The sequence below is a fragment of the Streptomyces sp. NPDC005492 genome, from assembly GCF_040605995.1.
Classification (GTDB): Bacteria; Actinomycetota; Actinomycetes; order Streptomycetales; family Streptomycetaceae; genus Streptomyces.
The window spans coordinates 18,741-32,632 of sequence record NZ_JBEXDX010000053.1 but is presented as its reverse complement, the minus strand read 5'-3'; the positions used below and the strand labels follow the sequence as shown (position 1 = coordinate 32,632).

The 13,892-nt window shown below is 69.0% G+C and carries 11 protein-coding genes; 9 read left to right on the top strand and 2 right to left on the bottom strand.

The genetic code is table 11. The features are described 5' to 3' along the window. The first annotated feature begins 38 nt into the window (after positions 1-38). The 3 genes from ABZT04_RS39925 to ABZT04_RS39915 all read left to right on the top strand — a co-directional run bounded on the left by ABZT04_RS39925 (position 39) and on the right by ABZT04_RS39915 (position 4,801). Entirely contained in the window at positions 39-1,958 is a 1,920-nt protein-coding gene (locus ABZT04_RS39925; RefSeq protein ID WP_356063925.1) for an IucA/IucC family protein, read from the top strand. A 39-nt stretch (positions 1,959-1,997) separates the two neighbouring features. Then, a complete protein-coding gene (locus ABZT04_RS39920) occupies positions 1,998-2,705 on the top strand; it encodes a GNAT family N-acetyltransferase (protein WP_356063924.1) in 708 nt (235 codons plus the stop codon). Positions 2,706-2,818: 113 nt separating this feature from the next. After that, complete coding sequence (locus ABZT04_RS39915) at positions 2,819-4,801, top strand: ATP-dependent DNA helicase (protein ID WP_356063921.1); 1,983 nt, start codon at positions 2,819-2,821, stop codon at positions 4,799-4,801. A gap of 119 nt (positions 4,802-4,920) precedes the next feature. Here the strand turns inward: ABZT04_RS39915 and lexA are convergent, their stop codons facing one another. Beyond that, positions 4,921-5,700, bottom strand: coding sequence for a transcriptional repressor LexA (lexA, locus tag ABZT04_RS39910; protein WP_318019237.1), 780 nt, complete (start codon positions 5,698-5,700; stop codon positions 4,921-4,923). Positions 5,701-6,265: 565 nt separating this feature from the next. On the opposite strand from lexA, the gene nrdR reads away from it, so the two are divergent. The 3 genes from nrdR (at position 6,266) to ABZT04_RS39895 (ending at position 10,745) form a co-directional block, all read left to right on the top strand. Next, complete coding sequence (nrdR, locus tag ABZT04_RS39905) at positions 6,266-6,817, top strand: transcriptional regulator NrdR (protein ID WP_356063919.1); 552 nt, start codon at positions 6,266-6,268, stop codon at positions 6,815-6,817. Positions 6,818-6,982: 165 nt separating this feature from the next. Continuing rightward, positions 6,983-9,877: a vitamin B12-dependent ribonucleotide reductase gene (locus ABZT04_RS39900; RefSeq protein WP_356063917.1), complete on the top strand. Its 2,895-nt coding sequence runs from the start codon at positions 6,983-6,985 to the stop codon at positions 9,875-9,877. 172 nt (positions 9,878-10,049) lie between these two features. Next, on the top strand, positions 10,050-10,745 hold the full coding sequence (locus ABZT04_RS39895) for a DUF6215 domain-containing protein (RefSeq protein ID WP_356063915.1): 696 nt from the start codon (positions 10,050-10,052) through the stop codon (positions 10,743-10,745). 20 nt (positions 10,746-10,765) lie between these two features. On the opposite strand, the gene ABZT04_RS39890 is transcribed toward ABZT04_RS39895, so the two are convergent. Beyond that, entirely contained in the window at positions 10,766-11,302 is a 537-nt protein-coding gene (locus tag ABZT04_RS39890; RefSeq protein WP_356063913.1) for a TerD family protein, read from the bottom strand. Between the two features lie 152 nt (positions 11,303-11,454). Between ABZT04_RS39890 and ABZT04_RS39885 the strand changes: the two genes are divergently transcribed. The 3 genes from ABZT04_RS39885 to ABZT04_RS39875 all read left to right on the top strand — a co-directional run bounded on the left by ABZT04_RS39885 (position 11,455) and on the right by ABZT04_RS39875 (position 13,796). After that, a complete protein-coding gene (locus ABZT04_RS39885) occupies positions 11,455-12,060 on the top strand; it encodes a YdbC family protein (protein WP_356063911.1) in 606 nt (201 codons plus the stop codon). 140 nt (positions 12,061-12,200) lie between these two features. Next, positions 12,201-12,860: a histidine phosphatase family protein gene (locus ABZT04_RS39880; protein WP_355902255.1), complete on the top strand. Its 660-nt coding sequence runs from the start codon at positions 12,201-12,203 to the stop codon at positions 12,858-12,860. Between the two features lie 12 nt (positions 12,861-12,872). Continuing rightward, positions 12,873-13,796 (top strand): ADP-ribosylglycohydrolase family protein, encoded by a 924-nt coding sequence (locus ABZT04_RS39875; protein ID WP_356063909.1) that lies wholly within the window; start codon positions 12,873-12,875, stop codon positions 13,794-13,796. Positions 13,797-13,892 lie beyond the last annotated feature (96 nt).

The following is a 13,892-nucleotide window of genomic DNA, read 5'->3' as shown; positions in this document are numbered from 1 at the left end:
AGCACCAGTCGCAGCGAAACACCTCCCGAGGAACACTCTTGAACCCCACGCCCACCCCTGACGGGGAGCAGCCGCGCGGCACGACCACCGATCTCCTGGAGCACCCGGACCCCCACACGGCCGCCCAGACCGCGGCCGTCGAAAACCTCCTGCGCTGCTGGGTACGCGAAACGAACCTCTCCGCACCGGCAGACGGCACCCTCCGCATCTCCCTCCCCGCCACCGGTACCGCCCTGCTCGCCGAGGTCCACTACTGGTCCCCGACGGGCTGGCACCGTTTCGGCCTCCCCCACCTCTCGGACGCTCCCCATGGTGCGCCACCGGCCGACGCGGTCACGGTCGCGGCCCTGCTGGCGCGGGAGGCGGCCGCGCACGGTGGCGGCTCTGCACCGGAGACCGCGACCGCAACCGTTACCGGGCCGGAAACCGTGACCGACCTGGTGGCCCGTGTGGCCGACTCCGTCCGCCGTACCGTCACTTTCATCACCGACCGCCGGGCAAGCCCGACCGACGGTCCCGATCTCTTCCTCTCCGCCGAACAGGCTCTCCTCCTCGGCCACCCGTTGCACCCGACCCCGAAGAGCCGCGAGGGCCTCTCCGAAGCCGAAGTCCGCCTGTACTCACCGGAGTTGCGCGGTTCCTTCCCGCTGCACTGGCTGGCTGTCGCCCCTTCCGTACTCGCCACCGACTCGGCCTGGACCGAACGCGGCCGCCCGGTCCCCGCCGCCCAGATCACCGCCAGGCTCGCCGGAACGGAACTGCCGCTGCCCGAGGGCCATGCCGCCCTTCCCCTGCACCCCTGGCAGTGGCGCGAGATCCAGCACCGCGCCGACATCGCGGCCCTGCTCGACGCCGGCCTGATCCAGGACCTCGGCCCGCATGGCACCCCGTGGCACCCCACCTCCTCCGTCCGGACCGTCCACCGATCCGGCGCCCCCGCCATGCTCAAGTTGTCCCTGGGCCTCCGCATCACCAACTCCCGTCGTGAGAACCTCCGCAAGGAACTCCACCGTGGCGTCGAGGTGCACCGCCTGCTGCGCAGCGGTCTGTCCAAGGAGTGGCAGGTCGCCCACCCGGGCTTCGACATCGTCCGCGACCCGGCCTGGCTGGCCGTCGACGCGCCGACCGAGTGCGGTGGCGGCTCGGGCGGGCGGGACGGCCGCGTGCCCCTGGCCGGCATCGATGTGGTGATCCGGCACAACCCGTTCGGCGCGTCCGACGACGTGTCCTGCATCGCGGGGTTCGTCTCACCCAGGCCGTACGCCGGGCCGGGCGTCACCGTGGGCGGACCGGCGACCACCTCGAACACCGACCATTCCGCGTCCGGCGCTCCACTGTCGTGGTCCCGTCTGGCCGAGGTCGTCACAGGCCTCGCCGCTCGGACCGGTCGGCCGCAGGGAGCCGTCGCCGCCGAGTGGTTCCTGCGCTACCTGGAACAGGTCGTCCGGCCCGTGCTGTGGCTGGACGGCGAGGCGGGGATCGCCCTGGAGGCACACCAACAGAACACGCTGCTGCTCTTGGACGCCGAAGGCTGGCCCGCGGGCGGCCGCTACCGCGACAACCAGGGCTACTACTTCCGTGCGTCCCGTCGCGGGGACCTCGACGCCCGACTGCCCGGCATCGGCGAACACAGCGACACCTTCGTATCCGACGAGGTCACCGACGAGCGCTTCGCGTACTACCTCGCGATCAACAACGTGCTCGGTCTCATCGGAGCGTTCGGTTCGCAACGTCTCGCCGACGAGCGGTTGTTGCTCTCCGCCTTCCGCCGCTTCCTCCGCGACGTCGCCTCCGGTCCCGTCAGGCTGCGTACCTCCCTGCCGGCCCGCCTGCTCGACTCACCCGTCCTCCGCTGCAAGGCCAACCTGCTGACCCGGCTGCACGGCCTCGACGAACCCATCGGCCCGGTCGACACCCAGTCCGTCTACGTCACCATCGCCAACCCCCTTCATTCCTGAGGAACATGACCCACCCCATCTCCTGAGAGGAGCGTCACCGTGGCCACCAGCACGAGTGCGGGCCAGAGTGCGGACGCGAGTCCAAACACTGACGGCGAGGACACCCTCGACCTCCGCCTGCCCGAGGAGTTCATCGCGTTCTGCGCCGAGGTCGACACCGACATCCCCTCCGGCGACGATCTCCTCGACCGTGTCGGCGACTGGGGGCGGACCGTTACTCCCGCAGGCGCCTTCCACCTCGTTCCTGTCCAATGCGAGCGCGACCTCCCCCTGGTCAACGGCTGGATGAACGACCCCGCGGTCGCGGAGTTCTGGGAGCTGGCCGGCCCCGGGACGCTGACCGAAGACCACCTGCGCGCCCAACTCGACGGCGACGGACGCAGCGTTCCCTGCCTTGGCGTCCTGGACGACACCCCCATGAGCTACTGGGAGATCTACCGGGCAGACCTCGACCCGCTGGCCCGCCACTATCCCGCCCGCCCGCACGACACCGGCATCCACTTCCTCATCGGCAACGTCGCCGACCGGGGACGAGGGCTGGGCAGCACCCTTCTCCGGGCCGTCGCCGACCTCGTCCTCGACAAACGCTCCACCTGCGCTCGCGTGGTCGCGGAACCGGACCTGCGCAACACTCCTTCCGTGGCCGCTTTTCTGAGCGCCGGTTTCCGGTTCTCCGCCGAGGCCGACCTGCCGGGCAAGCGGGCCGCCCTCATGATCCGAGACCGCTCACTGCGCGATCTGCTGTAGCGCCACCTGGCGGCGCCGTCACAACTGTGTCAAGGCCCCGCTACTCGAACAGCCCGTAACGAACACTGGTCTCGTCCGGCACTGTCGTACCTACGGATTAGGGTGGTCGGGCTATGACGAAGCCCTCACTCCCCGAACTCCTGCATGCTGCCGTCACCGCCGTCGGCGGTTCGGAGCGCCCCGGCCAGGTGACCATGGCCGAAGCCGTCGCGGAGGCGATCGACGACGGCTCCCATCTGCTGGTCCAGGCCGGCACCGGGACCGGAAAGTCGCTCGGCTACCTCGTGCCCGCGCTCGCGCACGGGGAGCGGGTCGTCGTCGCGACCGCCACGCTCGCCCTCCAGCGCCAGCTCGCCGAGCGGGATCTGCCGCGCACGGTCGACGCACTGCATCCCCTGCTGCGCCGCCGCCCCCAGTTCGCGATGCTCAAGGGCAGGTCGAACTACCTGTGTCTGCACCGACTCCATGAGGGCATGCCGCAGGACGAGGAGGAAGGCCTCTTCGACCAGTTCGAGGCGGCCGCCCCCACCAGCAAGCTGGGCCAGGACCTGCTGCGGTTGCGCGACTGGACCGACGAGACCGAGAACGGCGATCGCGACGACCTCACGCCGGGGGTCTCCGACCGCGCCTGGGCGCAGGTCTCGGTGTCCTCCCGCGAGTGCCTGGGCGCCCAGAAGTGCGCCTACGGGGCGGAGTGTTTCGCCGAGGCGGCCCGCGAGCGCGCCAAGCTCGCCGATGTCGTCGTCACCAACCACGCGCTGCTCGCGATCGACGCCATCGAGGGCGCCCCCGTCCTGCCGTCGCACGAGGTGCTGATCGTCGACGAGGCGCATGAACTGGTCTCACGAGTCACCGGAGTCGCCACCGGCGAGCTCACCCCGGGCCAGGTCAACCGCGCGGTGCGGCGCGCCGCGAAGCTGGTCAACGAGAAGGCCGCCGACCAGCTCCAGACCGCCGCCGAGGGCTTCGAGCGGCTCATGGAGCTCGCCCTGCCGGGCCGCCTGGAGGAGATCCCGGAGGACCTCGGCTACGCCCTTATGGCGCTGCGCGACGCCTGCCGCACGGTGATCTCCGGAATCGGCGCCACCCGCGACAAGTCCGTGCAGGACGAGGACGCGGTCCGCAAGCAGGCGCTGGCCTCCGTGGAGGCCGTGCACGACGTGGCGGAGCGCATCACCAACGGCTCCGAGTGGGACGTCGTCTGGTACGAACGCCACGACCGCTTCGGTGCCTCCCTGCGCGTGGCCCCCATGTCCGTGTCGGGCCTCCTGAGGGAGAAGCTCTTCGCGGACCGCTCGGTGACCCTGACCTCCGCGACGCTGAAGCTCGGCGGCGACTTCAACGGCGTAGGAGCCTCCCTGGGCCTCGCCCCCGAGGGCACCGAGGGCGACGACCTCCCCAAGTGGAAGGGCGTCGACGTGGGCTCGCCCTTCGACTACCCGAAGCAGGGCATCCTGTACGTCGCCAAGCACCTGTCGCGCCCCGCGCGGGACGGCGATCGCGCCGACATGATGGACGAGTTGACGGAACTGATCCAGGCGGCGGGCGGTCGCACCCTGGGCCTCTTCTCCTCGATGCGGGGCGCCCAACTGGCCGCCGAGGAACTGCGCTCCCGTATCCCGGAGTTCCCGATCCTCCTCCAGGGGGAGGAGACCCTCGGTGAGCTGATCAAGAACTTCGCGGCCGACCCGAAGACCTGTCTCTTCGGCACGCTGTCGCTCTGGCAGGGCGTCGATGTCCCCGGTCCTAGCTGCCAGTTGGTCGTCATGGACAAGATCCCGTTCCCGCGTCCGGACGACCCGTTGATGAGCGCCCGCCAGAAGGCGATCGAGGAGGCCGGAGGCAACGGCTTCATGGCGGTCGCCGCCACCCACGCGGCGCTCCTCATGGCCCAGGGGGCCGGCCGTCTCGTACGGGCCTCGGGGGACCGGGGTGTGGTCGCCGTGCTCGACCAGCGGCTGGCCACCGCGCGCTACGGCAGCTATCTCAAGGCGTCACTGCCCGACTTCTGGTACACCACGGACCGTAACCAGGTACGGCGGTCACTGGCCGCGATCGACGCGAAGGCGAAGCTGGAGGAAGCCGAACCGGCCTGATCCGGGGCGGTGTTGGCCCGGTGCGCCGGGGCCCGGACAGCACAGGACCCCGGAACCGGCGCAGGGGTCCCGGGGTCCGGTCAGGGGGCGAGGCCGGTGCGGCCCGCCCGCCGCGGCCGTCACACACGCCGCAGCACGGCCACCACCTTGCCGAGGATCGTGGCGTCGTCGCCGGGGATCGGCTCGTACGCCGAGTTGTGCGGGAGGAGCCAGACGTGGCCGTCCTCGCGCTTGAAGCGCTTGACCGTGGCCTCGCCCTCCAGCATGGCGGCCACGATGTCGCCGTTCTCGGCGACCGGCTGGCGGCGCACGGTGACCCAGTCGCCGTCACAGATCGCGGCCTCGATCATCGAGTCGCCGACGACCTTGAGGACGAACAGCTCACCGTCACCGACCAGTTGGCGCGGGAGGGGGAAGACGTCCTCGACCGACTCCTCGGCGAGGATCGGGCCACCGGCGGCGATCCGGCCCACCAGGGGGACGTACGACGCGGCCGGCTTGCCCGCGGTGTCCGTGGGCTGCACCGACGAGGACTGGTCGGAGCCGCGGACCTCGTACGCGCGCGGGCGGTGCGGGTCGCGGCGCAGGAAGCCCTTGCGCTCCAGTGCCATGAGCTGGTGTGCGACCGAGGAGGTGCTGGACAGGCCCACGGCCTGGCCGATCTCTCGCATCGACGGCGGGTAGCCCCGCCGCTGCACCGAGTCCCTGATGACCTCGATCACCCGGCGCTGCCGGTCCGTGAGCCCCGAGCTGTCCGCCCGGATGCCGGGAGGTCGGCCTGGTAGAGAGCGCTTGTGGCCCTCGGGATTCGCGGTTTCGTTCATTGCATGCACCGGCTCGAGTCGGCCCTGGGAGCGATCCTGGGCAGTGATGGTGGCACTGTCTGCGGTGGTGGTCACGTCGGCCCCTCTCGATGGTCTCCCTGCTGGACAACGGTAGTTGCTTTCGAAAGGTTGCGCCAAACACACGTTCGAGTGAAAAATCGCGGATAGCCTGCCGCGATCATGTGTCTGGGTGTATGGCCAACGCGGTACCTGTCGGACAAGAGAGCCGTTCTCGCACTCTTCGCCGTCCGGGCGGTGACCTCGCGGTGTTGTCGCCTCAGTCTGCCACCCGGTGTACCGGCCGGAGGGAGCCGGTTCCGTTCTGCGCGGGAGCCCCACGCCTCCTCCGTGCCGTGCTCACGGTATCTCCGTAAGTGCCCTGGCGGTACGGCTGTGCGCCCGCGTGTTCGGGGTGACGGTATGGCCGTATGGCACATGCCAATACGGGTGCGACACGCGTGTGCGGCGTGTTTGTGTGGGCCAATCACCACATCTAGTGGTTGGATTGCAGCAGCAGCCCAGAAGTTGTGGTCCCCCGGGTCTCCACAGTCTCGGCCATCGCCTATGCTTGGGGCTGCTTCGAGAGGCCCAAGGGGTCTCCCGAGGCTATTGAGTCTGCTGTGAGGGAGGGTTGGAGATCATGCACTGCCCCTTCTGCAGGCACCCCGACAGCCGTGTCGTCGACAGCCGTACGACCGACGACGGCACGTCGATCCGCCGGCGCCGCCAGTGCCCTGACTGCTCCCGTCGTTTCACGACCGTGGAGACGTGCTCGCTCATGGTGGTCAAGCGGTCCGGAGTCACCGAGCCTTTCAGCCGTACCAAGGTCATCAACGGTGTGCGCAAGGCATGCCAGGGACGGCCTGTCACCGAGGACGCACTCGCCCAGCTCGGCCAGCGGGTCGAAGAGGCGGTGCGGGCCACCGGAAGCGCCGAACTGACCACCCATGACGTCGGGCTGGCCATACTCGGCCCGTTGCAGGAGCTCGACCTCGTCGCCTATCTGCGATTCGCCTCCGTCTACCGGGCGTTCGACTCGCTCGAGGACTTCGAGGCCGCGATCGTGGAACTGCGGGAAGCGACGCCAGACCCCGCCGCGGACGACGAAGACGCGGAATCGGGGAGCCAGGAGGACGACGGCGGGCGCGGAGGGACAGTTCAAGTCCCCGTGCCCGCCCACTCCGCCGACTGACCGGCGAGTCGGAACGGGGCGGAGACCCCGGTTCCGGCCGGTGGGCGGCGGACCAGGACTTGTCGCGGGGCCAGGAGTGTGTGGGCGGCCGCGACACCAGACAAACACTCTGCCACGGGAACATCGTGGCATTTCAGGGCGTTTTTGCCTGTACAGGGAGGCGGCATGACAGAGACGGCGAGCGGTCCGGCACGAGGTTCCCGCGCGAAGGGCACCAAGGCCACCAGGGGACTGCGCATCGAGCGTATTCACACCACCCCCGGCGTGCATCCGTACGACGAGGTGGAATGGGAGCGCCGTGACGTCGTCATGACCAACTGGCGCGACGGCTCGGTCAATTTCGAGCAGCGTGGCGTCGAGTTCCCCGCCGAATGGGCGGTGAACGCGGTCAACATCGTCACCAGCAAGTACTTCCGCGGTGCCGTGGGCACCCCGCAGCGCGAGGTGAGCCTCAAGCAGCTCATCGACCGCATCGTGAAGACGTATCGAAAGGCCGGCGAGGACCACAAGTACTTCGCCTCGCCCGCCGACGCCGAGATCTTCGAGCACGAGCTGGCGTACGCCCTCCTGCACCAGGTCTTCAGCTTCAACAGCCCCGTCTGGTTCAACGTCGGGACCGCGCAGCCCCAGCAGGTCTCGGCCTGCTTCATCCTGGCCGTCGACGACTCCATGGAGTCGATCCTCGACTGGTACAAGGAAGAGGGCATGATCTTCAAGGGCGGTTCCGGCGCGGGCCTGAACCTGTCCCGCATCCGCTCCTCCAAGGAGCTGCTCTCCTCCGGCGGCAATGCCTCCGGTCCGGTCTCCTTCATGCGCGGTGCCGACGCCTCCGCGGGCACCATCAAGTCCGGTGGCGCCACCCGCCGCGCGGCCAAGATGGTCATCCTGGACGTCGACCACCCCGACATCGAGGACTTCATCCAGACCAAGGTCAAGGAAGAGGAGAAGATCCGCGCGCTGCGTGACGCGGGCTTCGACATGGACCTGGGCGGCGACGACATCACGTCGGTGCAGTACCAGAACGCCAACAACTCGGTCCGCGTGAACGACACGTTCATGAAGGCCGTCGAGAACGGCGACAAGTTCGGCCTGACGTCCCGCATGACCGGCGAGGTCATCGAGGAGGTCGACGCCAAGCGGCTCTTCCGCAAGATGGCCGAGGCCGCCTGGGCCTGCGCCGACCCGGGCATCCAGTACGACGACACCATCAACCAGTGGCACACCTGCCCGGAGTCCGGCCGTATCAACGGCTCGAACCCGTGCAGCGAGTACATGCACCTGGACAACACGTCCTGCAACCTCGCCTCGCTGAACCTGATGAAGTTCCTCAAGGACGACGGCAAGGGCCACCAGTCCTTCGAGGTCGAGCGCTTCGCCAAGGTCGTCGAGCTCGTCATCACGGCGATGGACATCTCCATCTGCTTCGCGGACTTCCCGACCCAGAAGATCGGCGAGAACACGCGCGCGTTCCGCCAGCTCGGCATCGGCTACGCCAACCTCGGCGCCCTGCTGATGGCGACCGGCCACGCGTACGACTCCGACGGCGGCCGTGCCCTCGCGGGTGCCATCACCTCCCTGATGACCGGCACGTCGTACAAGCGCTCCGCCGAACTCGCCGCGGTCGTCGGCCCGTACGACGGTTACGCCCGCAACGAGCAGCCGCACCTGCGTGTCATGAAGCAGCACGCCGACGCCAACACCGTGGCCACCCGCGTGGACGACCTGGACACCCCGATCTGGGCCGCGGCCACGGAGTCCTGGCAGGACGTGGTGCGCCTCGGCGAGAAGAACGGTTTCCGTAACTCTCAGGCGTCCGTCATCGCCCCGACCGGCACCATCGGTCTCGCGATGTCCTGCGACACCACGGGACTTGAGCCCGACCTCGCGCTGGTCAAGTTCAAGAAGCTGGTCGGCGGCGGCTCGATGCAGATCGTCAACGGCACCGTCCCGCAGGCCCTGCGCCGCCTGGGCTACCAGGAGGAGCAGATCGAGGCGATCGTCGCCCACATCGCCGACAACGGCAATGTGATCGACGCCCCGGGCCTCAAGACCGAGCACTACGAGGTGTTCGACTGCGCCATGGGCGAGCGCTCCATCTCCGCGATGGGCCACGTCCGCATGATGGCCGCCATCCAGCCCTGGATCTCCGGCGCGCTCTCCAAGACGGTCAACCTGCCGGAGACGGCGACCGTCGAGGACGTCGAGGAGGTCTACTTCGAGGCCTGGAAGATGGGCGTCAAGGCGCTCGCGATCTACCGCGACAACTGCAAGGTCGGCCAGCCCCTCTCCGCGAAGACCAAGGAGAAGGAGAAGGCGGAGGTCACCGCCAAGGCCGAGGACACCATCCGGACCGCGGTCGAGAAGGTCGTCGAGTACCGCCCCGTCCGCAAGCGCCTCCCCAAGGGCCGCCCGGGCATCACGACCTCCTTCACGGTCGGCGGCGCCGAGGGCTACATGACCGCCAACTCCTACCCGGACGACGGTCTCGGTGAGGTCTTCCTGAAGATGTCCAAGCAGGGCTCGACCCTCGCGGGCATGATGGACGCCTTCTCGATCGCCGTCTCCGTAGGCCTGCAGTACGGCGTGCCCCTGGAGACGTACGTCTCGAAGTTCACCAACATGCGCTTCGAGCCGGCCGGCATGACGGACGACCCGGACGTGCGGATGGCGCAGTCGATCGTCGACTACATCTTCCGCCGCCTGGCGCTCGACTTCCTGCCCTTCGAGACGCGATCCGCGCTCGGCATCCACTCCGCCGAGGAGCGCCAGCGTCACCTGGAGACCGGTTCGTACGAGCCGACCGAGGACGAGGTCGACGTGGAGGGCCTGGCCCAGTCGGCGCCGCGCGCCCAGGAGTTGAAGGCCGTCGCCACACCGAAGGCCGTGGCCGAGGCGGCCAAGCCCGCCCCGCAGCAGGCGCACACCAGCGCCGAACTGGTGGAGATGCAACTGGGCATCCAGGCGGACGCCCCGCTGTGCTTCTCCTGCGGCACGAAGATGCAGCGGGCCGGTTCCTGCTACATCTGCGAGGGGTGTGGCTCGACCAGCGGATGCAGCTGAGTCGGAGCATCCACTTGAAGTGAACTAGCTGCTCAGGGCGGCGGAACCGGGATCCCGGCTCCGCCGCCCTCGGCGTTTCCCGGCCCGGGACGAATCCGGTTTCCCACCGGAACGATCAGCGGTTAATCTCCCTCAGCGCGCATAGGTCGCGCACAGGGGAGAGTGGGGGGCAATGGTCGACGATTCCGTCGAGCCCGAAAGAGGTATGCGGGCGGGGGCCCAGGCAGTCGCGGCGGTGGTAGCGGTCGGCGGCGTCGTGGGCGGTATGTGGGGACTCGGGGGAGTCCTGCCGAAAACGTCGGCACAGGACGGCAAACCGGCGACCTGTACGGCGAGCACGGACAGCACGCTGCCGGCCAAGTACGTGTCGCCTACGGCGCTCTGCACGGCGCTGAACCGCGCGGACCTACCGGTCCTCCTGGGGACGCCGGACGAGCATGCGGAGACCGCCTCGGGCAGTGCGGGCTGGATGACTCTGGCCGGTGGCACCAAGATCGCCAGTCCTGAGGCCGACGTCGACCTGAGGACCTATTCCGTGCGGCTGTCGGCGTCCTACGACGACATTCCCGTCACGCGGGCGGCCCGATATCTGGACTCGACCTCGCAGGTGAAAATGGTCCTGGGGCACCCGGCCGTCGTCTACTCGGACCGGACCGTCGCGATCAGCTTCAGCCTCGGGGGCGGCAAGGCCAGTACGGGCCCTGGGGGCATCGCCCGCAGTCTGCTGGTCTCCACCAGTGAGAAGGACGGCGGCGACTCCTTCGAGATATCCATCTGGCGTCAGGACGACGTGCCGCCCGACGACGAGGCGCTGTTCCGCATCGCGGAAGAGGTGCTGCCGACGGTCCCGGGCTGGACCGCCGGCTGACGACTCCTCCGGGGCGGGGCTCAGGACTGCTGTGCCCTGCCCATCGTCCTGGTGAAGGTCGCGGGATCGTCCTCGAAGCCCTGGATGCCGGGGTGGAAGTCCCAGCTTCCGGACTCGTCCCGGACGAACTCCCCGACCGTCGCAGCCGTCGCACCGAGGACGTCACCGAAGTCGTCCTCGGCGAGGACGGTGTAGCCCTCACGGATGCGCAGCTTGGGGTTGAGGACGTTCACGAACGTCCGGTGGGCGACGCGCTGTTGGATGACGACGCCGACCACCACGCGCGCGTACCGCTCGGCGAGCCGGTCGAGTTCCAGCGTCATGACCTCGTCCCAGCCGAAGCCCTTGCCGTCCTTGCTGTCCCGGTTGAGATAGATGGTTCCGTCGGGGGAGCGGCTGTCGAAGTACACCGCGTAAGCGGGAGCGCCGTACGGGTCGTTCGCCACATAGGTCGCGGCCACGATGTCCAGATCGACAGGCGGCTGCCCCGTGGGACTCGGATCCCACTGAAGCCCGACTTCGGCTTTGCGGATCCCCTTGTTGAGGCCGTTGACCACAGTTCCCCTTCCCCGTTCGCCTCGATCGCGCGCCCCAACTGCTGGGCCATCAGCGTTCGTTGTCCATCGTGCCACGCGCGCGGGGGCGTATGCGCCGACGATCTCCGCCGGAGCGTGACCGGCGCCACGCTCCGTGGCCTTACGATGGCGCGGTGCTGGTCAAGTGGATTCGCTGCACCGTGGTTGACCGCCGCGGCTTCGAGCGCGGGCAGCGAAAGTGGGCGGGGCTTCTGGGGGAGCCGGGATTTCGGGGACAGGGGGGAGGCTGGAGCCGGGGGCGGCCCGGAGTGGCGCACATCTTCGCGTTCTGGGAAAGCCGTGCCTTCTACGACTCCTTCATGGCCCGATCCCACGACCGGCTGGCGTCGGCGCAGGTGGGCACCTTCAAGGACACGCAGGTCAAGCTGTTCGACCATCGCTTCGACGTGAAGACGGGGTTCGAACCGCGCTTCACCGACGCCGACCTGGTGCGGGTGGCCCTGTGCCGTGTCCACGAGGAGCGCGCCGAGCACTTCACGCTGATGCAGGAGAAGGTCTGGAACCCCGCGATGGCCGGTTCCCCGGGCATGCTGCGCGGACTGTTCGGCGAGGCTCCGGGACACGAGTTCATGGTGCTCTCGATGTGGCACTCGGCCGCCGAACACGGCAAGTACCGCGCCGAACGGGTGGAACGGCTCGCGCTGAGGGCCCAGATCGAGGCGGACGTCGCCTCCCTCACGGGGGACATCGTGCAACTGGAACCGAGCTGGATAGTTTGAAATCCGGACTGACGTCATCGACGTCCCGGTGTGTGAATCGTGCGCCCCTATGTGTCCCATCGGGCAGAATTCGTGTGACCTACGCCGTATGGAGCCCGTACGACTGCTCGATATGCCCTCACTCGATCTAGGGTTTTGGCATGGCACGACCACGGCGCATCGTCCTTGTCCGGCACGGCGAGTCAACGGGCAATGTTGATGACACCGTGTACGAGCGTGAACCCGACCATTCCCTGGCGCTGACCGACCAGGGCTGGCGACAGGCGGAGGAGACCGGCAAACGGCTGCGGGAGGTGTTCGGCCGGGAGCGCATCAGTGTGTACGTCTCCCCGTACCGCCGTACGCACGAGACCTTCCGCGCCTTCCACCTCGACCCCGAGCTCGTACGCGTACGCGAGGAACCCCGGTTGCGCGAACAGGACTGGGGGAACTGGCAGGACCGGGACGACGTCCGCCTCCAGAAGGCGTACCGGGACGCCTACGGGCACTTCTTCTACCGGTTCGCCCAGGGCGAGTCCGGCGCCGACGTCTACGACCGGGTCGGCGGCTTCCTGGAGAGCCTGTACCGCAGCTTCGAGGCCCCCGACCACCCGCCGAACGTGCTCCTGGTGACGCACGGCCTGGCGATGCGGCTGTTCTGCATGCGTTGGTTCCACTGGACGGTCGCGGAGTTCGAGTCGCTGTCCAATCCGGGGAACGCCGAGATGCGGATGCTCGTTCTGGGAGACGACGGCAGGTACGCGCTGGACCGGCCGTTCGACAGTTGGCGGGATCCGGAACCGTACGGAATCAGTGGATAGGGTGGCGGATCGATGATCGCTGACTCCTCCCTCGACTCCTCCGATTCTTCTGACGTGCGCCTGAGCCGCGCCCTCGCCAGCCTGCGGGGACTATCCGTGGGGGACGCGCTGGGCTCGCAGTTCTTCGTGCCCGTGAACTACCCGCTGCTCAAGCGCCGCGAGCTGCCCCCGGCCCCCTGGCAATGGACGGACGACACGGAGATGGCCTGCTCCGTGGTCGCGGTCCTGGCCACCCACCACCGCGTCGACCAGGACGCCCTGGCCCGTTCCTTCGCCGAGCGTCACGACTTCGACCGCGGCTACGGCCCCGCGGTCAACCGGCTGCTGCGCCTCGTCCGCGAGGGCGGCGACTGGCGCGAGCTGTCCGCCGCGCTCTTCAGCGGTCAGGGATCCTGGGGCAACGGCGCCGCGATGCGGATCGCACCCCTGGGCGCCTGGTACGCGGACGATCCCGAGCAGGCGACCCACCAGGCGGAGATCTCGGCGTACCCCACGCACCAGCACCGTGAGGCCGTGGTCGGTGCCATGGCCATCGCGGCCGCCGCCGCGCTGGCCGCGTCCCCCGACGGCCCGCCCAGCGCCGAGGCGCTCCTCGACGGCGTCATCGCACTGGTACCGAAGAGCGCCGTCGGCGCGGGACTGCGGCGCGCCCGGGACATGCTCGACTTCGCGGACGCCGGCACCGTCGCGGCGGTGCTGGGCTGTGGACGTCGTACGACGGCGCACGACACGGTCCCCTTCGCGCTCTGGTCGGCCGCCCGAGGGCTCGGCGACTACGAGCGGGCGTTCTGGGCCACCGCTCAGGTCGGCGGGGACGTGGACACCACCTGCGCCATCGTGGGCGGTGTGATCGCCGGTGGGAAGGCGGGGACGCCACCCGCAGAGTGGGTGGAGCGGACGGAGGCACTGCCGAGCTGGGTTCCGACGTCCGTCTGACGCTGCGGACTCCTCAACGGGCAGCACCGTCCCACGCACCTGAAACTCTCTGTGCCTGTAGGGAACTCTCCGTGACCGCCTGGCCGTTGTCCTGGC